This is a genomic window from Photobacterium alginatilyticum (assembly GCF_009910675.1).
Taxonomy (GTDB): domain Bacteria; phylum Pseudomonadota; class Gammaproteobacteria; order Enterobacterales; family Vibrionaceae; genus Photobacterium; species Photobacterium alginatilyticum.
The window spans coordinates 81,502-101,311 of record NZ_RSEJ01000005.1; the positions used below are offsets into that span (position 1 = coordinate 81,502).

A 19,810-nucleotide genomic window follows, 5' to 3' on the forward strand; every position below is an offset into this window, starting at 1 on the left:
TTTGTTAGCAGCTTATTCGAGAAATGCAAAAAAGCTTGTTGACTCAGCCAGTGGAATCAGGTAAACGTTAAGTAATACAGAATATTGGCTAAACCTAAGGCTATTATGTTTTCAGCGATCAGCATTACCACCACCATTATTATTACCGGCACCATGCGTGTTGGGGCGGGCTGATACGCATAAGATTTGAGAAAAAAGCCCGCACTCAAAAAGTGCGGGCTTTTTTTTACCTTTTAATTTGGAATATTGTTTGCTCACACCAGCGCGAGTTATGCGGTTCGGTCGTCAGTGAATCAGGAAGTTGGAGTAGGGAATGCGAGTATTAAAGTTTGGTGGTTCATCATTGGCAGATGCGGACCGTTTTTCACGGGCAGCAGATATCATTGCCAACAATGCCCAGCAGGGCGAGGTATCGGTGGTGCTGTCGGCACCGGGGAAAGTAACCAACAAATTGGTCTCGGTTATTGAAAGCACCGTTAACACCGGCGAAGCCGAGTTGCAGATTGCGGATCTGGAAGCGGTATTCAAAGAGTTGTTTGCCGGTTTGCTGGAACTGGAGCCTAAGTTCGACAAAGCCTTGCTCGATGCCAAACTGACCAGCTCGCTGGGCCAGCTGAGGCAGTATGTTCATGGCATGAAGCTGTTGGGGCTATGCCCGGACAATGTTTATGCCAAGGTGATCAGCAAGGGGGAGCGCCTGTCCATCGTGGCGATGAAGGCCATGCTTGAGGCCAAGGGCCAGCCTGCCAGCCTGATCAATCCTGTCGAACGCCTGCTGGCGCATGGGGACTACCTCGAAGCCCATGTCGATATCGAAGTCTCGACCAATAACTTCAAGCAAGATCCGCTGGCCGAGGGGCATGTCCATATCATGCCTGGCTTTACTGCCGGTAACGAGAAAGGTGAGCTGGTTACCCTGGGACGAAACGGTTCGGATTACTCCGCGGCCGTACTGGCAGCTTGTCTGCGTGCCGAGTGCTGTGAAATCTGGACCGATGTCGATGGTGTCTACAGCTGCGATCCGCGCCTGGTACCGGATGCCCGACTGCTCAAGTCCCTTAGTTACCAGGAAGCCATGGAGCTGTCTTACTTTGGTGCCTCGGTACTTCACCCGAAAACAATTGCACCGATTGCCCAGTTCCAGATTCCCTGCCTGATCAAAAACAGTTTCAACCCGCAGGGTGCCGGTAGCCTGATTGGCTTGGACACCGGTGAAGACAAGCTCGATATCAAAGGCATTACGACGCTGAAAGATCTGACCATGGTCAATGTCTCCGGTCCGGGGATGAAAGGCATGGTCGGCATGGCGGCGCGGGTCTTTGGCGCGATGTCGGCAGCCAGTGTGTCAATTGTCTTGATCACCCAGTCTTCCTCGGAGTACAGCATCAGCTTCTGTATAGAAAGCGAAGACAAGGCGACTGCGCAGCAGGCCTTGCAGAACAACTTTGAGCTGGAGCTCAAGGAAGGCCTGCTGGAGCCGGTCGAGTTTCTTGATGACTTGGCTATCGTGACCCTGGTCGGTGACGGTATGCGTACTTCTCGCGGTGTGGCCTCGCGTTTCTTCACCTCGCTGGCAGAGGTTGACGTCAATATTATCGCGATTGCGCAGGGGTCGTCGGAGCGCGCTATTTCGGCAGTGATCCCGGTGGCCAAAGTCTCCGAAGCGGTCAAGGCCTGTCACGAGAACCTGTTTAACAGTAAGCATTTCCTCGATGTTTTCGTGATTGGTGTCGGCGGTGTCGGCGGCGAGCTGGTGGATCAGGTACGTCGTCAGCAAGAGAAACTGGCTGACAACGGCATTGTGATCCGGGTCTGCGGGCTGGCAAACAGCAGTGGCCTGCTGCTCGACAGCAACGGCCTGCCGCTGGACAACTGGCGTGATCTGATGGGACAGGCCAGCGAGCCGCTGAGCCTGGCACGGATGATCCAGCTGGTGCAGCGTCACCATATTATCAACCCGGTGATCATCGACTGTACCTCTGATCAGGGCATCGCCGAGCAATATGCCGATTACCTGGCGGCCGGATTCCATGTGATCACCCCGAACAAGAAAGCCAATACCGCCAGCATGGCCTACTACCATCAGCTACGGCAGGCGGCGCGTTCGACTCGCCGTAAGTTCATGTATGACACTACGGTGGGTGCAGGTCTGCCGGTTATCGAGAACCTGCAGAATCTGATGGCTGCCGGTGACGAGCTGGAGCGTTTCTCGGGAATTCTGTCTGGCTCATTGTCCTACATCTTCGGTAAGCTGGACGAGGGCATGAGCTTTAGCGAAGCCACAACCGTGGCGCGCAATAACGGCTTTACCGAGCCGGATCCGCGTGATGACCTGTCTGGTATGGATGTGGCGCGTAAACTGTTGATTTTGGCTCGTGAGGCCGGGTTATCACTGGAACTTGACGATGTCGTTGTCGAGCAGGCGCTGCCGCCGGGCTTCGATGCCGAAGGATCGGTTGATGACTTTATGGCCCGTCTGCCAGAGGCTGATGCCTACTTTGGCCAGCTGTCAGCCGATGCTGCCAAAGAAGGTAAGGTATTGCGCTATGTCGGTGAGATTGACAACGGTTGCTGCTCGGTGAAAATTGCCGCTGTAAATCCGGATGACCCGATGTTTAAAATCAAGGACGGTGAAAATGCCCTGGCATTCTACAGCCGTTACTATCAACCAATTCCTTTGGTGCTGCGCGGCTACGGTGCCGGTACCGAAGTGACTGCCGCCGGTGTGTTTGCCGATTTGATGCGTACATTAGGCTGGAAGCTAGGAGTCTAACAATGAGTGTTGTAGTTTATGCGCCAGCATCGATTGGCAATGTGAGTGTCGGTTTTGACGTACTGGGGGCCGCCGTGTCCCCGGTCGATGGTTCTTTGCTTGGCGACCGGGTCAAGGTAGCCGCTGGCGATCAGCCGTTTTCGTTGGCGTGCGTGGGGAATTTTGTCGCCAAACTGCCTCAGGTAGCCGAGGAAAACATTGTCTACCGCTGCTGGCAGGTCTATGGCCGTGAACTGGACAAGAAAGGGCTACAACTTAAGCCCGTTGCCATGACGCTTGAGAAGAACATGCCGATTGGTTCGGGGCTGGGCTCCAGTGCCTGCTCGGTAGTTGCCGCGCTGGATGCACTCAACCGTTACCACGATATGCCTCTTGACGAGACCGAGCTGCTGGCATTGATGGGCGAGATGGAGGCGGAGATTTCCGGCAGCCTGCACTATGATAATGTGGCACCGTGCTATCTGGGTGGCCTGCAGTTTATGGTGGAAGAGCTGGGGATCATCAGCCAGTCGGTGCCGTGCTTTGATGACTGGTACTGGGTGATGGCCTATCCCGGCATCAAGGTGCCGACGGCAGAGGCGCGGGCGATTTTACCGTCGCAGTACCGCCGCCAGGATATTATTGCCCACGGGCGTTATCTGGGCGGTTTTATTCATGCCTGCCACTCGCAGCAGCCGGAACTGGCAGCGACAATGATCAAAGACGTGGTAGCAGAACCGTATCGCGAAAGGCTGCTGCCGGGCTTTGCCGAAGCACGCCAGTACGCCCTGGAAGCCGGTGCCCTCGCAAGTGGTATTTCCGGCTCGGGCCCGACTATGTTCAGTGTCTGCAATGACATTGAGGTGGCCAAACGTATTGCACGTTGGCTCGAAGAGCATTATGTTCAGAATGAAGATGGATTCGTTCATGTTTGTCGTCTTGACGAGCAGGGATCAAAAGTAACAGGAAGTGAGCTATAACAATGAAGTTGTATAACCTAAAAGAACATCAGGAACAGGTTTCGTTTGGTCAGGCAGTCCGTCAGGGCCTCGGGCGCAACCAGGGACTCTTTTTCCCTTCTGAGCTACCTGAGCTGGGCGATGTTGATGCCTTGCTGGAGATGGATTTTGTCAGCCGCAGCAGCAAGATCCTCTCGGCCTTCATTGGAGAAGAGCTCGCTGATGAAACCGTCGCCCAGATGGTTGGCAATGCCTTTCAGTTCCCGGCACCGGTTGCCAAGGTGAAAGACGGGGTGTATGCCCTTGAGTTATTCCATGGCCCGACACTGGCGTTCAAGGATTTTGGCGGCCGCTTTATGGCACAGTCACTGGCGGCAGTCACAGACAGCGACGGCCAGATCACCATTCTTACCGCGACATCGGGTGATACAGGGGCAGCGGTGGCTCACGCCTTCTACGGAATGGACAACATCAAGGTGGTGATCCTGTACCCGAAAGGCAAGATCAGCCCGTTGCAGGAAAAGCTGTTTTGTACCCTGGGGGGCAATATCAGCACCGTCGCGGTTAACGGTACCTTCGATGATTGTCAGGCGCTGGTGAAGCAGGCGTTTGATGACGAAGCCCTGCGTCAGGAAGTGGGTCTTAACTCGGCCAACTCCATCAATATCAGCCGTCTGATGGCCCAGATTTGTTATTACTTCGAGGCGGTATCACAGCTGCCTAAAGCCGAGCGCGACAACCTGGTGGTTGCAGTGCCTAGCGGTAACTTCGGTAACCTGACGGCGGGTTTGCTGGCTAAATCTCTCGGCTTGCCGGTGAAGCGCTTTATTGCGGCGACCAACGTCAACGATACGGTGCCACGTTACCTCCAAAATGGCGAGTGGGCACCAGAGCCGACGATCCCGACGATTTCCAATGCCATGGATGTGAGCCAGCCAAACAACTGGCCGCGTATTGAAGAGCTTTGCAAGCTAAAAGGCTGGGGACTTGGTGAACTGGGTTATGGTGCGGTTACTGATGAGCAGACGGCTGAAACGCTACGCCAGATGGATGCCGAAGGCTACTTGTGTGAACCGCATGGTGCTATTGCCTATCGAATCCTGAACGAGCAGCTTGAAGAGGGCGAAACCGGTATGTTCCTGTGTACGGCCCATCCGGCGAAGTTCAAGGAAGTGGTTGATGAGATCCTTGAAAAAGACATCGAACTGCCGGCACCGTTGGCCAAGCACAACGCCATGGAACTGCTGTCGCTAGAGCGTGACAATGATTTTGAACAGCTGAAGGCGGTGCTGAGAAGCGTTCAGGATTAAGATTTATTTGTTGTTGTCGGGTGCGGGATAACCGGAGCCGACAAGAGCCAATAAAAAGAAAGGTAGCCGAGGGGAAGTATGAGCTTTCCGGCTACCTTTTTTATTGCGTTTTTTATTTTGCGTTATCGACTTTAGCTTTCTTCTTGGACTTGCGGGGCTGATTCTGTCTCAGGCTGGCGCTTGGCAAATTTGTTCACCCACAGGGAAATAGCACCGTCCCCGGTGATGTTACAGGCGGTACCGAAGCTGTCCTGTGCCATATACAGGGCTATCATCAGAGCCAGTTCTGCCTCGCCGAATCCCAGCATGCTTGCCATCAATCCCAGCGCGGCCATCACCGCACCACCCGGCGCACCCGGTGCGGCAATCATTGTAATACCCAGCATCATGATAAACGGCAGCATATCCATCAAAGACGGAATGGCAATATGCTGACTCAGTGCCATGACAGCCGTTGAGCAGGTAACCAGCGTGATGGTCGAGCCTGATAGGTGGATGGTGGCACACAGTGGGATCGTGAAGTTAGCGATGGAGTCATCGACGCCATTTGCCTTGGTCTGACGCAGAGTAACAGGGATTGTAGCGGCAGAAGACATCGTGCCTATCGCGGTGAAATAAGCCGGCAGCATGTTTTTGATCAGTTTCACCGGAGATTGGCCGACGGCCATACCGGTAATCGTGTACTGGATTGTGATCCAGATCCAATGCATGAAAATGGCAAGTGCCAGTACCACCCCGAAGGTTTTCAGGGTGGTAAAGACCGTGCCTTCGGCTGACATTTCGGCAAAGACGCCAGCAATATAGAACGGCAGCAACGGAATGATCACCTTGGCCAGCAGCAGGTCGATGACCCCGCGCCCTTCCTCGGCAAGGGCTTTCAGCTGCGTGCTGTTGGTAATGCTGATACCCAAGCCAAACAAGAAGGCGGTGGCCAGGGCTGTCATCACCCCGAAGAGTGGTGGAATTTCCAGATTGATATAGCTCGCGAGTTTATCCGATGCATCCGAAGCGGCTGCGGCTGGCTCTGGCAGACCGGCAATAACCAGGCTGGCGACGAGAAAAGCCAGGCTGCCGGCAATGATGGTCGACCCGTATGATAGTGCGACGGTTTTGCCTAATAACGACCCAGAGTTTTTTGGCAGACTGGCAATACCGCTGGTGATATAGAAAAGGATAATTAGGGGAATAGTGAATCCAATGAGTTGTCCGCCGAGTAGTTTCACTGTGAGCAGGACACGAATGATTGCATCGGGGGCAAAAAATCCGAGTAGGATACCGACCAAAATACCTGTAATTAGTTTTAGTATTAACTTCATTAAGCTGGCTCCTGATATGTGTGTTTGAATGACTCCATCAGTTGGCATTGTCTGCTGAATCGATAACTGGTCTCGGCAGGCAATGCTGACAATGTACGCAAATGCTGGTCATAATGTCTAAGTTTTGGTCAGAAGTGAGAGGTATATATCAAACTTGTTGTGCGTTTGTAGTTGAATATAAACTAAACAAAAGAAGGGGAATTGATGAATTTGGGGCAGAAATGGCTTATCGGCAGAGACAAAAAACGGCACCTGAAGTGCCGTTTTATTATCGATTACTTACCAGCGATTATAGGCTGTTAGTAAAGGTACGAGCGATAACATCGCGCTGCTGCTCAGTTGTCAGCGAGTTGAAACGTACCGCATAGCCTGAAACACGGATAGTTAGCTGTGGGTATTTTTCTGGGTGCTTGGCAGCATCTTCCAGTGTTTCGCGCTTAAGAACATTAACGTTCAGGTGCTGACCGCCTTCGATTTTTGCAGGTGCTTCGATTGGCAGCTCGCGGTACTCGATGTCGCCCAGATCAGAAGTAGCTACGATTTGATCGGCCTCGAAACCCGCTTTTGCACTTACGCAACGCGCTTCATTTTTCTCGCCGTCCAGCAGCCAAATTGAATTCAGTAGATCGTCGTTTGCAGCTTTGGTGATTTGAATACCTGTGATCATGACTTACTCCTCCGAAGGATGTCGTTAATTTTTTCGATTTTGTGTCGAGCTGGGTATTATATATCTCGTTAACCCGAGATTGGTATTGATTTAGATCAAAAAACAACAAAAAACCTTTAATTAACTAGGGCTGTTTTCTTGAGCTAGGTCAACTAAGCTTTATATTTATTGGTTATTTATCTGAATTTTATATATTCAAAAATATTTGAATTGATCAAATGTAGTAAAATTACAACAATTTATTGCGTGTACAATCACGGCTGGTCGCAATAATGTGGCCGATATCAGATCATTTTGTAGTGGAAAACGTTTGAAAATAACGCTGTCCGCCAACAACAACGCAGTAGCAGAAGGTAGAGCAATGAAGTTAATTGGGGCGCATGTATCAGCCGCCGGTGGGGTATTTAATGCCCCGCAAAATGCCGCCAGCATAGGTGCAAATGCATTTGCACTTTTTACCAAAAATCAGCGCCAGTGGGTTGCCAAGCCGTTGGAGGAAGATGTGATCCTTGCGTTCAAGGCGCGCTGTCAGCAATACGGGTTTTCACCGGACGCAATTTTGCCCCATGACTCGTACCTGATTAACCTGGGATCACCGGAAGCAGAGAAGCTGGAAAAGTCGCGTAATGCGTTTATTGATGAAATGCAGCGCTGCCGGCAACTGGGGCTGACCCTGCTTAACTTCCACCCGGGGAGCCATCTCAAGAAGATCTCCGAGCGTGATTGCCTGGCACTGATTGCCGAGTCGATTAATCTGGCCCACCAAGAGGTACCGGAGGTTGTTGCTGTGATTGAAAACACCGCTGGCCAGGGCAGCAACCTGGGCTGGCGATTTGAACACCTTGCCGAAATCATTGAGCAGGTCGAAGACAAGACACGGGTCGGGGTGTGTATCGATACCTGCCATACGTTTGCCGCCGGTTACGATCTGCGTACTGAAGCGGCGACCGAGGCAACGTTTGCTGAGTTTGACCAGGTGGTTGGCATGGATTATCTGCGCGGTATGCACCTGAATGACTCTAAGGGAGGGCTGGGCAGCCGACTTGATCGCCACCATAGCCTGGGTGAAGGAGAGATTGGCTGGGACTGTTTTCGGTTTCTGATGCAGGATCAGCGTTTTGACGGTATTCCGCTGGTATTGGAGACCATTAATCCGGAGATCTGGCAGCAAGAGATCAATACGCTTCGTTCGTTTGTGCCGCAATAGGCCGGCATCTTTTCGCAGTACGCGGTCGCACCTAAACTGGGCATCTGCCCGTATTGGGTGCGGTTCTCTTCGGTATATAATATAGTTGCCATAAATATAATTTGTTGATTATTAAGTGTTATTTCTCGTTGTTGATTTTTTGGCATCGATCTTTCATAGCTTGGTATGAACCTAATTTTATTTGTAGAAAGGCCTTGGAGGCTATTATGAATACCGACATGATGATCTTGTATATTGGCTATGCAATGCGGTTTCCCCAGGCGAATCGCCCTGTTCAAGGGCGAGGTCACTGGCGGACACCGACTCAGCACCATAACCATCATACGCCCGAGCAGAAGTAGGCTGTGAGGTGTCAGAGTGATTGCTCCTGAGGGCAGGCCGTATTTCATTATTCGTTGAAAGGGGATTAAAATAAGCGGCTTAGTTTAGTATCAGGAGCAAGCAATGAGCCAAGTGATGACCTGGCAGGCGCTTATCCGCCAAGAGCGGGAGCTGCCTTATTTTCAACATATCGAGCAGTTTGTCGCCGCCGAGCGCGCAGCGGGTAAAGTGATCTTCCCGCCAGAACAAGATGTATTCAGTGCTTTTGATACCACCCCGTTTGAAGATGTCAGAGTGGTTATACTCGGGCAGGACCCATATCATGGTCCGGATCAGGCTCATGGGTTGAGTTTTTCTGTGCGCCCCGGTATCAAGACACCGCCTTCCTTGGCCAATATGTATAAAGAGCTGGCCACCGATCTTCCGGACTTTTCGATACCGCAGCACGGTTATCTTCAGCACTGGGCACGCCAGGGTGTGTTGCTGCTGAACACTGTCCTTACCGTCGAGCAGGGCAAAGCGCATTCACATGCCAAAATTGGCTGGGAGACGTTTACCGACCGGGTGATTGAAGAGTTGGATCAACAGCTTGACGGGGTGGTTTTTCTGTTATGGGGATCGCATGCACAGAAAAAGGGAAAGAAAATAAACACTGGCAAACACCATGTCCTGACCTCTGCTCACCCCTCTCCGTTGTCAGCTTATCGCGGATTCTTTGGCTGCAAGCATTTCTCCCAGACCAATATGTTACTTGAGCAGATGAATAAACCAGCAATAGATTGGAAGTTAGAAGATTGTATCTGATTGGGTGGAATGTGAACTTTTTGTAACTAAAATGAATGTTAAGTAATCAGGATCAAAGCGACTTTGCCCTGTTCGGCTTACACTCAAAATAATGTTTAAGGAAGAATATTTGGGAGGGAGCTATGATGTTGGAGAGTATTCACACTGAGCATGGCTATATTAACCGGTTGCTGAACATCCTGAAGCAAAAGCTGGTTGCGATTCAAAATGGCAAGCCGGTGAATTACAGTTTGATTAAAGACATCGTCGAATATTTGCAAAAGCACGCTGAGTGTTGCCATCACCCGAAAGAAGATCTGCTGTATCGCTATTATCAGTCTCATTATGCACATTGTGGCGAAATGCAAAGCCTGGAGGCCGAACATAAGGAATTGGCCAAGCTAACCCATGAGTTCGCCGATGCCGTGGACATGATCTTGATGGATGCGGTCATCCCCCTTGATGTCTTTGCCGAGAAGCTCAACACTTTTGTGGCAAGGCAAAAAGCCCACCTGGAGTTTGAGGAAAAGCATGTTCTTCCTTTGATCCGCAAAACGTTTACGGCCGAAGACTGGATTGCCGTATCGGCTGAATACCAAGAGTGCGATTGTGATCCGCTATTCGGAGACAAGGTGTCAGAGCGTTACCGTAACCTGGCAGAACGACTGAGTGTATAGCTCGCGACAATTCAGGCAGGTTCCCTGAGCGGATAGAAAAAGCACCGGTATAACACCGGTGCTTTTTAGCGTTGATGAGTGAATTAACCGATATCGATATCGTCGGAATAGTCGCGGAACATATCAATATCTTCTAATTCTTTACGAAGTCTCTGCTTGTCCTTGAGAGCTTCAATTTCACGCCACTTACGCTTGACGGGTTTGCTGCGTGCAGCACGGCGCGGTGTATCTGTTGCAAGAATGTCATCGAATGCAAAGCTATCCATAGAGCACCTCTTTCCTTACCAGATTGGTCACTAATTAAATATCATATCGGCAATTAAAATAAAATTGACCTGTTTCGCATTTGTTATCTAATTATGAACTTTTTATGAGTGCTACTTCGCAGTTAGCACTTGGTTGATTAAAAAATGGTCGATTTTAAACTCAAATGCTCGAAGGAAAAGAAGCGCTTTTCAGGCTGTCCAAATCGGGCTGCTCCTGAAGAGCATTATCGCTTTCTCAGCCAATATTGATAGGACAAGAAGGTTTAACCGGGGCCGGGTAGAAGAATATGCGGACAGGATAACGAGAGGGCGAAAATAGTGTGCTAGGCCAGGGTAACGGTGTTGTCACTATTCATTGAAATTGTTAATAATTTTCATTTAAGCACTTGAATATAATGCGTATCGGCAAGGCGTAAATGTGCTTATATTCCATTTGTGCATATTGATTTTTAGCCAATATCTTTGCATGATCATATGCCATCTGCAGTGATACAACACTGATAAGCTGCATTCAGGTAGCACATAATCGTGAGGTTTAGCGAATCGTGTACCTGTCATTTACCACATAAAAAAGAACGTCTAAGGTTGTAACAACAGGCAACCCTATTATTTTTTGATTATATTCAGCACCATTGGAAAATGTGCTGGAAATAGTCCTTTGTATCATTTTCGAGGGGTATACGTGTCAAGCCAGATTAATTTTCTAAACGATCTGTTATGGGGCTCCGTGCTCATTTACTTGCTGATTGGGGTGGGTATTTTTTTCACCTATCGCCTGGGGTTTATTCAGTTCAGGCATTTCGGCCATATGTTCAGCGTCATGAAAAACAGCCGTAAATCGGACAAGGCCGGGATTTCTTCCTTTCAGGCACTGTGTACCAGTTTGGCTGCACGGGTGGGAACTGGCAATATGGCCGGGGTTGCGGTGGCTCTGACCCTCGGGGGGCCGGGGGCTATTTTCTGGATGTGGCTGATTGCCATGCTGGGCATGGCGACGGCCTTTGCCGAGAGTGCGCTGGCGCAGCTGTACAAGACTCGTGATGATGACGGTAACTACCGGGGCGGGCCAGCCTACTATATGGAAAAAGGCCTCGGCATGCGCTGGATGGGTGTGGTGTTCTCGATTTTCCTGATCATTGCATTCGGGCTGGTGTTTAACTCGGTGCAGGCCAACTCCATTACCCTGGCGATGAATGTGGCGTTCGGCTGGAACCCGACTTATGTCGGTGTGGTGCTGGTGCTGATGGCCGGGGTGATTATTTTTGGCGGGCTGCGGGCGATCGCACGTACCGCAGAGATCCTGGTACCGGCAATGGCGCTGTGTTACCTGGTGCTGGCACTCTTTATTATGTTTACCAACCTGGGCAAGCTGCCAGATGTCTTGCTGATGATTTTCCGCAGTGCCTTTGGCCTCGAAGAAGCGGCCTCGGGCGCGCTGGGCTACTCCATTGCCCAGGGCATGATCAATGGCCTGAAGCGTGGCTTGTTCTCCAATGAAGCGGGGATGGGCTCGGCGCCCAATGCAGCAGCATCGGCGACACCCTATCCGCCTCACCCTGCCTCGCAGGGCTATGTGCAGATGCTCGGGGTCTTTATGGATACCATAGTGATCTGCTCGGCAACCGTCGCCATTATTCTGATGTCTGGCGAGTATGTACCACACGGCGAGATCACCGGTATCGAGCTGACACAGCGTGCGCTTAGCTCGCAGGTCGGAAGCTGGGGCTCGGTCTTTATTGCCGTTGCGATCTTTTTCTTTGCTTTCACCTCGCTGGTCGCCAATTACTCGTATGCCGAAACCAACCTGATCTTCCTCGAGCATAACCATAAAGCGGGCCTGACAGTATTTAGGATCGTGGTGCTGGGGATGGTGATGTTTGGTGCCGTGGCGGATCTTCCGACCGTGTGGGCGATGGCCGATGTCTCGATGGGGATGATGGCGATCATCAACCTGATTGCTATCGTGCTGTTGTCGGGCACCGTGGTAAAGCTGGCCCGGGACTACAACAAGCAGTTGTCGCTGGGTAAAGTGCCGACGTTTGATAGCAACGACTATCCGGAGCTGCATGCCCAGTTGGAAGAAGGGATTTGGGATCAGTCTGACAAACGTTGATTGGTCCTGCCTATCAGAAAAATAACCACAGCCACGCGACTATCGCGTGGTTTTTTTTTGCATCAGTGTTAATCTTTCGTGCAGTTAGCCTTAATGGGAATAAAGCCTTATGTTAATTGTGGTTTCTCCAGCAAAAACACTTGATTACGAATCGCCTCTGGCAACACAGACCTATACCCAGCCAGCGCTGACTGAGCACGCAGCAGAGCTTATCGAGGTGTGCCGGGAACTGACACCGATGGACATAGCCAGCCTGATGAAGGTCAGTGACAAAATCGCCGGGTTGAATGCGGCTCGTTTTGCTGAGTGGCAGCCAGAGTTTACGACCGAGAATGCGCGTCAGGCTATTCTGGCCTTCAAAGGCGACGTCTATACCGGACTGGCAGCAGAAACCCTGACTGAAGAAGGTTTTGCCTATGCCCAGCAGCATCTTCGCATGCTATCAGGCTTGTACGGGTTGCTGCGCCCGCTGGATTTGATGCAGCCGTATCGCCTGGAAATGGGAACCAAGCTTGCCAACCCGCGAGGCACCAACCTGTACCAGTTCTGGGGCGATATCATTACCGACAAACTGAATGCCGCGCTGGCCGAGCAGGGTGACAAGATACTGGTTAACCTGGCCTCGAATGAGTACTTCAAGTCGGTGAAACCGAAGAAGCTGGATGCCCAGCTGATCACCCCGGTATTCAAGGATTGCAAGAACGGCAATTACAAGGTGATTAGCTTCTATGCCAAGAAAGCGCGTGGCATGATGGCCCGCTATATTATTGATAATAAGATTAACTCGGTGGAAGACCTGAAGCAGTTTGATGTGGCGGGGTATTATTTTGTACCGGCGGAATCGACAGACAAAGAGCTGGTCTTCAAGCGCGAGGAGCAGTAGCGAGCAGCCTCGATGACTCGCCAGGTAAAGAAAAGGCAGGGAATTCCCTGCCTTTTCTGTATCTATCTGGCTTATTTGCTGTCTGGCTTGGCCGCTTTCTTTTTCTTCTTGGCCACTTTCTTCTGTTTGGCTGCCTTGAGCTTCTTGTCGACTTTCACCTTTTTCTTCTTCACCGTTTTCGCCTTTTTGCTCGCAGGGCGTAATCCGCTGATAAATCGCTCCGGCACTTCTTCTTTCATATAGCGACTGACACGCTCGATCATTGGCTGATCGTGCGCTTCAATTAGCGAGATCGCATTGCCTTTCTTACCTGCGCGGGCGGTACGGCCGATACGGTGCAGGTAGACGTCGGCAGTACGCGGCATGTCAAAGTTGATGACATGGCTTACGTCCGGCAGGTCGATACCACGGGCGGCGACATCCGTTGCCAGCAGAACGTTGACTTCGCCATCGCGGAAGCGGGCAATCGCATTGTTGCGCGAAGCCTGGGCCATTTCACCCTGGATCCAGCTGCATTTGATATTCATGGTTGCCAGCTGATCACGCAATGCAGCCAGGCGCTCACGGGTTTTGATAAAGACGATGCTGCGCTCGGCCTGCTGGCTGAGGATATTCTCAAGCAATGCCAGCTTGTGAGGCATATCATCACAGCGCAGGTAGAGCTGGTGAATTTTCTTGCGCTCACGGCGAGACGGCTCGGCGTTGACTTCCACGGGATCGGTCAGAATCGTGGTCGAAAACTCGCGTACGCCCTTGCCTTCGAGGGTGGCCGAGAACAACAGGCTCTGGCGACGCCAGCGGCATTCATTGTTGATGCGCTCGACAACTTTGCCGAAGCCCATATCCAGCATTCGGTCAGCTTCGTCCAGGATCAGGCATTCAATTGCCCGGCAGTCAAAGCGTTCGGCCTCGATGTATTCCATCAGGCGTCCCGGTGTGGCTACCACGATGTCCTGGGTCTTGCCTAGCAGCTCCGCATGTTCGTCGTAGGAGATACCGCCGGTGATGGTGAAGATTTTCTGGTTGGTATATTTCGCCAGGGCACGGGCCTGATCGGCTACCTGGATCGCCAGCTCTCGGGTCGGGGTTAGTACCAGTACACGAGCTGGTCCCGGTTTTTTGCGCGGGAAGTCCTGAAGGTGCTGAAGCATAGGCAGAAGAAAGGCGGCCGTTTTTCCGGTACCGGTCGGAGCGGAAGCAAGAACGTCTCTACCGTCCAGGGCATGAGGGATGGCCTGGGCTTGAACTACGGTCGGACGGTTATAGCCGATTTCTTCAATCGCTGTTAATAGCTCGCTATCTAACTCTAATTCGGTAAAGTCTCTCACCAGTCATCTCTCCTCGGGACTAAGACTAACGCCAGCCATTACTCGAAAACATGCGGAGAGTAATGGTACGAGGCATTGATATAAGGGGCGGCATTATAGAGATTATTGCCGCAAGTATCACCGATTAAAGTATAAAAACTTCGGAATAAAGTCATCTTGCCACAGGGCGCCCCGGCAATATGGTCAAAGCTTAAGGTAGAAATCACGGGTTAGGGCGGAGAATTGCTCGGAATACTGCCCCTGGTGATGGATGGAGAGCTGCTCAGTCTCCCGATCGCCCGGCTGGCGAGAAAGGGTGATGAGCAGACGGCTGACAGGCTTTTTCTCCGTACTGCGGACTTCGCATAACCGGCGGCAGGAGAGTTGGTATGCCGGTGCCAGTTTGACTAACTGCCGGCCTTCGAACTCGGGAAGGATCAGGTTGGCCGAGCCGGTATCACAGAGCAAGTGGCGGATCGTAGCCAGTAGTGCAGGATGGGACAGGCTGTCGGTATGACGGGCTGTCGCTCTGGATTGGCTGTCAGCTTTCAAGCCCGAGTTAAAATACGGCGGGTTGCAGACGATAGTATTAAAGTTGCCGCTTGGTTGCCGGGCTGCCCAGCTCTCGACATCTTGCTCAATGCACTCCAGACGCGTTGACCACGGCGACTGGGTGAAATTCTGATTGGCGGCCTTAGCGGCTGTAGGATCAATTTCGATAGCCACGACCTGTGGTGCGGTAGCGGCGGTGCGCTGGGCGGCTATCAGTGCCAGCAGGCCGCTGCCTGTGCCAATATCGAGGATCTGGCCGTGCCGGCTGAGCTCTGCCCAGGCTCCCAGCAGCACCCCGTCGGTACTGACTGGCATGCCGCAGCCAAAATCATCAACGTGGAACTGTTTGAAAGTAAAGCCCTTCGCCATTTTATCTCCGCTAAGTTAAGTCATTTCACCTGAGCAGCATTATAGCCAGTAAGTGTGCATCGGCAGAATTTTTTAATTTTGTTAATTTGTTGTTGCTTAGCTATTAATGCTATTTTTTATCTTTTTTATATTCTTATTTTGTTAGGGTTATATGCCTTACTGGCTTTTGATTTTGGTGTGTTGTGCTGGTTTTCAAGGTTGATAGCCAAAGATTGTGGTGTTTTTCACTGGGTGGTTGCTTATTGTTCTCTTTTTCTTCATTATGCTGCGATACATGTCACATTTAGCAATAAGTAATTTGTGACAAATAATTCTAAATATGTAAACACATCATACAAACATCGAGTGGAAGGTGCAGTTTGAATAAATCACTCAAGATTACAGATATACTGGCGCTGGGTTTTATGACCTTTGCGTTCTTCTTAGGCGCAGGTAACATCATTTTCCCACCTCAGGCAGGCTTGTCTGCTGGTGAAAACATGCTACCGGCTATGTTCGGTTTCCTATCTACCGCGGTGGGTCTGCCGCTGATTGGTATCATTGCAGTTGCAGTTGCCGGTGGTGGCTGGCAAGGACTGACTCGTGACCTGCCACCGAAAGTGGCAACCCTGATGGCCGTGCTGATCTTCATTATTATTGGTCCCGCTTTTGCAGCACCGCGAACAGGTCTTGTGGCATACGAAATGGCGGTTAAGCCGTTTATTGCCGACGCCGGACAGGCTAGCCTGACTGTCTTCTCCGTGATTTTCTTTGCTGTTGCACTGTTCTTTGCATGGTCTCGCGGCAAGTTGATTGACATGATCGGTAAATTCCTGACGCCGGCCTTGTTTGCTGTGCTGGTGGTATTGGCAATTGCTGTGTTTGTTAACCCGCAGGGCGAGATCCTGGCGGCGCAGGGTGACTACGCCGATATGGCATTCACCAAGGGTTTCCTTGAAGGCTACAACACCATGGACACCTTTGCGGCACTGATGTTCGGTATGCTGATTGTCGATGTTATCCGCAAGAAGGGTGTTACTGACGAGAAGGCAACCTGTACTTACCTGATTTACGCTGGCGTGATTGCTGCGGCAGGTCTGGCGTTTGTCTACATCTCACTATTTTACCTGGGCGCAACCAGCTCGGCTGTTGCAGCGGGTGCGGATAACGGCGGCGCTATCCTGGCGGTGTATGTTCAGGCGCTGTTTGGTCCGGTTGGCCAGATGATCCTGTCTACCATTGTACTGCTTGCCTGTCTGACAACGGCTATCGGCCTTATCAGTGCGTGTTCTGACTACTTTAGCTCGCTGACCAAGCTGTCTTACGAGAAGTGGGCTGTGATCCTGGCTGTTGTGTGTGCCGTGATTGCCAACGTTGGTCTGAACCAGCTGATTGCGCTGTCAATTCCGGTACTGTTTGCGCTGTACCCGGTAGCGGTCGCTTTGGTTGCGCTGACGTTCGTTCGCAAGTGGATGCCAAATCCACGTGCCGCGTACCGCATCGTACTGTTGGTATCCTTTATCTTTAGCCTGATTGATGCAGCGAAGTTCATGGGATTCGACATGTCGGCGCTGAACGTACTGCCACTGTTTGACTTCGGTATGGCCTGGGTACTTCCGACCTTTGCCGCGCTGGTGATCTCCCGCTTTGTCGGCGGCGAGGCCGAGCAGCAGAATGTCCAGACGGCTTAACTGCTAGCGATATTAAAAAACGGGATGCCATGGCATCCCGTTTTAGTATCTGAAGTAAAAGGTTATAGGGTTTCGCTATACTCGGTCAGGATCTGCTCGCACCACTGGGTAATGCGATCGTCGCTGAGCTCATACTGGCTGTCCTCGTCCAGGGCCAGGCCGACAAAGAACTTGTGGTCTTCGGTCAGGGCCTTTGAGGCTTCAAACTGATAGCCCTCGTTGGGCCAGTAGCCGACAAAGTGTGCACCGGTAGGAACCAGCTTGTCGTGCAGCATGCCCATAGCATCGAGGAACCACTCTGTATAGCCTTCCTGATCGCCGAGCCCGAACAGGGCAATTGTCTTGCCTTCCAGTCTCAGCCCGTCAAGCTGCTCCCAGACCGCTTCCCAGTCTTCCTGTAGCTCACCGAAATCCCATGTCGAGATACCCAGGATCAGCATGTCGAAATCGTTCATGGTGCTGAGCGCTGCTTCCTTGATGTTATGCAGTTCGACCAGCTCCGCGCCGATACAGTCACGGATTTTTTCTGATGCCATTTCGGTGTAACAGGTGGTTGAGCCGTAGAATAAGCCAATTTTCATGCTGCTAGTCCAGTTGGTTTTTGCATTAGAACAATAGCGTGGATTTTACCTAGGTTAACGCCCGTTGACTAATTCTGTGTAGGGCCTGCCGGCGTCAGGCTGGGAATAAGCGGTTTTGTCAATCTAGGTGCCTGGCAATTCGTGGTTAAATGACAAGTTACTTTTGTCCTGAAATAGACTACTATGGCACAAACTACTGTGTATTTATCCATGTGTTAGCTGGATGGATTAGTCGATTGGTTAGAGGTTGTGGTGGAAAACGACGAAACGCTCATTGAACGCTTTCTTGATGCAATGTGGATGGAGCGGGGGCTATCTGACAATACCCTGGCTTCGTACCGCAATGACCTGAGCAAACTATGCCGCTGGATCGAGCAGGAAAAACTGAGCCTGGAAAAGGCGTCGGTCGATGATTTGCAGCGTTACCAGCAATGGTTGTTTGATGCTGACTATAAGCAGACTTCCAGGGCGAGGATGGTGTCTGCCATTCGGCGGCTGTACCAATACCTCCACCGGGAGAAAATTCGCGAGGATGATCCCAGCGCGATGTTGGTCAGTCCGAAACTGCCCAAGCGCCTGCCGAAAGATATTAGCGAAGAACAGGTGGATGCACTGCTGGATGCGCCCGATCCCAACGATCCGATAGAACTGCGGGACAAGGCGATGCTGGAGTTGCTCTATGCTACCGGACTGCGTGTGACCGAGCTGGTCAGCCTGACGATGGAAAATGTCAGCCTGCGTCAGGGCGTGGTGCGCGTCACCGGTAAAGGTGGCAAAGAGCGGTTGGTGCCGATGGGGGAAAATGCTGTCGACTGGATTGAACAGTTTATCGAGAGTGGTCGTCCGCAGCTGCTGGGCGAGAAAAGCTCCGATGTCGTCTTTCCCAGTAAGCGTGCCAAGCAGATGACGCGGCAGACTTTCTGGCACCGGATCAAACACTATGCCGTACTGGCGGGTATCGACTCGGATAAGTTGTCACCCCATGTAATGCGCCATGCTTTTGCCACACACTTGCTCAATTACGGGGCAGATCTGCGGGTAGTTCAGATGTTGCTTGGTCACAGCGATCTCTCGACGACACAAATCTATACCCATGTGGCAACGGAGCGACTCAAGCAACTGCATGAAACCCATCACCCGCGGGCATAATAATCATCCGTAGGGGGAAAGCGGTAAAATACGATATACTGGTTGCTTATCACTTGGGGTCGTTATACTGGAAGAGTCGATTTATTATTTGAACTCTGAAAGATTTCTGGACTCTTACAGGTCTTATTGGTTATCCATAATTTTGCTGAAAGGAAATAGTCGAATGCACTTTTTTGGCCGTACGATTCTTGCAACTGCTGTAGCACTGACTGCGTTTACAGCAGCGGCTAAACCTGATGATGCTGCAATCAAGACGAAACTCAGTGGCCTTGGGCTGGCCCCAGTCTCAATTACACCATCGCCACTAGCCGGTCTGAATGAGGTAGTGACAGACCGCGGAATTATTTATGTCTCTGATGATGGTAACTATTTCCTGGCAGGTCAGTTATACCAAAATGATAGTGCTCAGCCAGTCAACCTGACCGAGCAGAAAATGGCCAAGTTGAACAAGGCCAAGCTGGCAGGCATGGAAGGCGAGATGATTGTCTACCCGGCCAAAGACGAGAAATATGTCGTTACTGTATTTACCGATACCAGTTGTGGCTACTGCCGCAAACTACATAACGAAATGCAGTCCTACAACGATGCCGGTATCACTATTCGTTATCTGGCCTTCCCACGCGGTGGCGAGCGTTCGCGCAACTTTGCAGAGATGAGTGCTATCTGGGGAGCCAAAGATACCGCCAAGGCAATGGACGAGGCGAAGAACGGCCAGTTCGATATTACCGGCATTGCCCAGCGCGAAGATCTTGTACGTAAGCACTACCAGCTAGGCGTGGCGATGGGCGTCAGCGGTACGCCGGCAATGGTGCTGGAAGACGGTACAATGCTCCCGGGCTATCAGCCAGCGGGTATGTTACGTAAGATGCTGGACAGCCGTAGCTAACTTTTGTACTTCAATAAACAACCCGAATTCGAGAAATCGAAT

At 51.4% G+C, this 19,810-nt stretch carries 18 protein-coding genes and 1 other annotated feature; of the genes, 12 read left to right on the plus strand and 6 right to left on the minus strand.

From position 1 onward, the window contains the following. The first annotated feature begins 115 nt into the window (after positions 1-115). Positions 116-229 (plus strand) — a sequence feature (Thr leader region). A gap of 84 nt (positions 230-313) precedes the next feature. Genes thrA through thrC form a run of 3 tightly spaced genes read left to right on the plus strand, consistent with a single transcriptional unit; the run spans position 314 to position 5,021 of the window. Then, positions 314-2,773, plus strand: a complete 2,460-nt coding sequence (gene thrA / locus EIZ48_RS06805; protein WP_160649562.1) for a bifunctional aspartate kinase/homoserine dehydrogenase I — start codon at positions 314-316, stop codon at positions 2,771-2,773. Between the two features lie 2 nt (positions 2,774-2,775). Then, complete coding sequence (gene thrB / locus EIZ48_RS06810) at positions 2,776-3,732, plus strand: homoserine kinase (RefSeq protein ID WP_160649564.1); 957 nt, start codon at positions 2,776-2,778, stop codon at positions 3,730-3,732. Positions 3,733-3,734: 2 nt separating this feature from the next. Further along, positions 3,735-5,021, plus strand: coding sequence for a threonine synthase (gene thrC / locus EIZ48_RS06815; RefSeq protein WP_160649566.1), 1,287 nt, complete (start codon positions 3,735-3,737; stop codon positions 5,019-5,021). Between the two features lie 131 nt (positions 5,022-5,152). Here the strand turns inward: thrC and EIZ48_RS06820 are convergent, their stop codons facing one another. Next, on the minus strand, positions 5,153-6,337 hold the full coding sequence (locus tag EIZ48_RS06820; protein ID WP_160649568.1) for a dicarboxylate/amino acid:cation symporter: 1,185 nt from the start codon (positions 6,335-6,337) through the stop codon (positions 5,153-5,155). Positions 6,338-6,626: 289 nt separating this feature from the next. Further along, entirely contained in the window at positions 6,627-7,004 is a 378-nt protein-coding gene (gene grcA, locus EIZ48_RS06825; protein ID WP_075762571.1) for an autonomous glycyl radical cofactor GrcA, read from the minus strand. A 361-nt stretch (positions 7,005-7,365) separates the two neighbouring features. Here grcA and nfo point away from each other — a divergent pair, with 361 nt between their 5' ends. The 4 genes from nfo to EIZ48_RS06840 all read left to right on the plus strand — a co-directional run bounded on the left by nfo (position 7,366) and on the right by EIZ48_RS06840 (position 9,992). Then, positions 7,366-8,211 (plus strand): deoxyribonuclease IV, encoded by an 846-nt coding sequence (gene nfo, locus EIZ48_RS06830; RefSeq protein ID WP_160649570.1) that lies wholly within the window; start codon positions 7,366-7,368, stop codon positions 8,209-8,211. 206 nt (positions 8,212-8,417) lie between these two features. Continuing rightward, on the plus strand, positions 8,418-8,552 hold the full coding sequence (locus EIZ48_RS29680) for a hypothetical protein (RefSeq protein ID WP_275690359.1): 135 nt from the start codon (positions 8,418-8,420) through the stop codon (positions 8,550-8,552). 103 nt (positions 8,553-8,655) lie between these two features. Further along, on the plus strand, positions 8,656-9,336 hold the full coding sequence (gene ung, locus EIZ48_RS06835; protein WP_160649572.1) for a uracil-DNA glycosylase: 681 nt from the start codon (positions 8,656-8,658) through the stop codon (positions 9,334-9,336). A 122-nt stretch (positions 9,337-9,458) separates the two neighbouring features. Next, complete coding sequence (locus tag EIZ48_RS06840) at positions 9,459-9,992, plus strand: hemerythrin domain-containing protein (RefSeq protein ID WP_160649574.1); 534 nt, start codon at positions 9,459-9,461, stop codon at positions 9,990-9,992. 83 nt (positions 9,993-10,075) lie between these two features. On the opposite strand, the gene EIZ48_RS06845 is transcribed toward EIZ48_RS06840, so the two are convergent. Continuing rightward, positions 10,076-10,258, minus strand: coding sequence for a DUF3545 family protein (locus EIZ48_RS06845; RefSeq protein WP_160649576.1), 183 nt, complete (start codon positions 10,256-10,258; stop codon positions 10,076-10,078). Between the two features lie 682 nt (positions 10,259-10,940). Here EIZ48_RS06845 and EIZ48_RS06850 point away from each other — a divergent pair. Both EIZ48_RS06850 and yaaA read left to right on the plus strand, forming a co-directional pair. Then, complete coding sequence (locus EIZ48_RS06850; RefSeq protein WP_075762566.1) at positions 10,941-12,371, plus strand: alanine/glycine:cation symporter family protein; 1,431 nt, start codon at positions 10,941-10,943, stop codon at positions 12,369-12,371. A gap of 109 nt (positions 12,372-12,480) precedes the next feature. Continuing rightward, positions 12,481-13,254 (plus strand): peroxide stress protein YaaA, encoded by a 774-nt coding sequence (gene yaaA / locus EIZ48_RS06855; protein WP_160649578.1) that lies wholly within the window; start codon positions 12,481-12,483, stop codon positions 13,252-13,254. A gap of 71 nt (positions 13,255-13,325) precedes the next feature. Here yaaA and srmB read toward each other — a convergent pair whose 3' ends face one another. Together srmB and EIZ48_RS06865 are read right to left on the minus strand one after the other, a co-directional pair. Further along, a complete protein-coding gene (gene srmB / locus EIZ48_RS06860; protein ID WP_160649579.1) occupies positions 13,326-14,582 on the minus strand; it encodes an ATP-dependent RNA helicase SrmB in 1,257 nt (418 codons plus the stop codon). A gap of 183 nt (positions 14,583-14,765) precedes the next feature. After that, positions 14,766-15,482: a tRNA1(Val) (adenine(37)-N6)-methyltransferase gene (locus EIZ48_RS06865; RefSeq protein ID WP_160649581.1), complete on the minus strand. Its 717-nt coding sequence runs from the start codon at positions 15,480-15,482 to the stop codon at positions 14,766-14,768. A gap of 359 nt (positions 15,483-15,841) precedes the next feature. Between EIZ48_RS06865 and brnQ the strand changes: the two genes are divergently transcribed. Next, the gene (gene brnQ / locus EIZ48_RS06870; protein ID WP_160649583.1) at positions 15,842-17,152 is read left to right on the plus strand and encodes a branched-chain amino acid transport system II carrier protein; all 1,311 of its coding nucleotides are present in this window, start codon (positions 15,842-15,844) and stop codon (positions 17,150-17,152) included. Positions 17,153-17,214: 62 nt separating this feature from the next. On the opposite strand, the gene fldB is transcribed toward brnQ, so the two are convergent. Continuing rightward, entirely contained in the window at positions 17,215-17,733 is a 519-nt protein-coding gene (gene fldB, locus EIZ48_RS06875) for a flavodoxin FldB (protein ID WP_160649585.1), read from the minus strand. A gap of 252 nt (positions 17,734-17,985) precedes the next feature. On the opposite strand from fldB, the gene xerD reads away from it, so the two are divergent. Both xerD and dsbC read left to right on the plus strand, forming a co-directional pair. Then, positions 17,986-18,882: a site-specific tyrosine recombinase XerD gene (xerD, locus tag EIZ48_RS06880; RefSeq protein ID WP_160649587.1), complete on the plus strand. Its 897-nt coding sequence runs from the start codon at positions 17,986-17,988 to the stop codon at positions 18,880-18,882. A 163-nt stretch (positions 18,883-19,045) separates the two neighbouring features. Continuing rightward, entirely contained in the window at positions 19,046-19,768 is a 723-nt protein-coding gene (dsbC, locus tag EIZ48_RS06885; RefSeq protein ID WP_160649589.1) for a bifunctional protein-disulfide isomerase/oxidoreductase DsbC, read from the plus strand. Positions 19,769-19,810: the final 42 nt, after the last annotated feature.